Here is a 978-nt window from a genome sequence, read left to right as displayed (position 1 = left end):
GCATAAGGTCGAAAGACTAAAAGCAAAAATCATATAACCAGGCCATCTTTCGGATCTTCGTTTTCTGTCACCGTTTATGCAAAGAAACGCATAAACGTCGCCATAAAACTCATCCCGCAAATGGCGGCGTTATATTCTTAAAGGAGAAAGGTGATTAATAAGTTTATTACAGTGCTAATTGCACTTTTTGTTGGTGGTTGTGCAACTCCACCAAGTAGATACAACCCTGATAATATTGGCATATTAGACTTAGCCTTCATTGATATGGAGAAGATTCCATTTATGAAGGTAAGGCACAGACCATCAGTGGTTTCAGTCGTAGATGAGAACGCAACAGAAGTTATCACTACAAACATGATGAAGTCTATGCATTTTAACGTGGGTTTGAAGGAAGGTAAGTATGTTGTAATGCTTAAATGCGATGATACCTATACTTATGGTTTTCCGGTTGTTCCAGTAGTTCTTGAAAAAGGTAAAAGATACCTCGCATATTGTCGCCGTATAGTTAAAGAAGGTGACTATATTGGTTTAGATGGTTTTATTCGTGAGAAATCTGAACCGCCTCCACCTTATCAGAAATGAATATAACCAGCGCCTCAAACGGACTCCGCAAAATGTGTCGCGCTTTTTGCTGTCGCAAAAAGGCACGCCAATTTCGCTCCTCCGTTTAGGCAAGCGTTAGGTGTAAATAGGGGTTACCAGATTGAACAAGTATCTCTAATTACTATTGGTTAGCCTCGTCAATAGCGGCCAAATTATTTTGGTTAGTTCTTCCAGTTATCTTCATTTCTATTAACTTGTTTATCCCGCTTCTAGCAGCATTAATTATTCTTGGTTGGTCGGCAATAATCATCACGGCATTTTTTAAGTGTCCGGAATGCGAACAAAGAGCTCTAGTTCATTCAGGTAAAGTGGTAAAATTGCTCACGAGCAAACGCAGCAAATTTAAAGTCTGGCTTGTCCCGAATGAATTCGCTT

Annotated in this window: 1 protein-coding gene; it reads left to right on the top strand. The window is 39.6% G+C overall.

Translation table 11 applies throughout. From position 1 onward, the window contains the following. Nucleotides 1–150: 150 nt before the first annotated feature. Nucleotides 151–582, top strand: a complete 432-nt coding sequence (locus A3761_RS24320) for a hypothetical protein (protein ID WP_068511465.1) — start codon at nucleotides 151–153, stop codon at nucleotides 580–582. The last annotated feature ends 396 nt before the right edge of the window (nucleotides 583–978 follow it).

This window comes from Oleiphilus sp. HI0123 (assembly GCF_001635315.1).
Note: the sequence above shows the minus strand (reverse complement) of the source record. Positions and strands in the feature narration are given on the sequence as shown.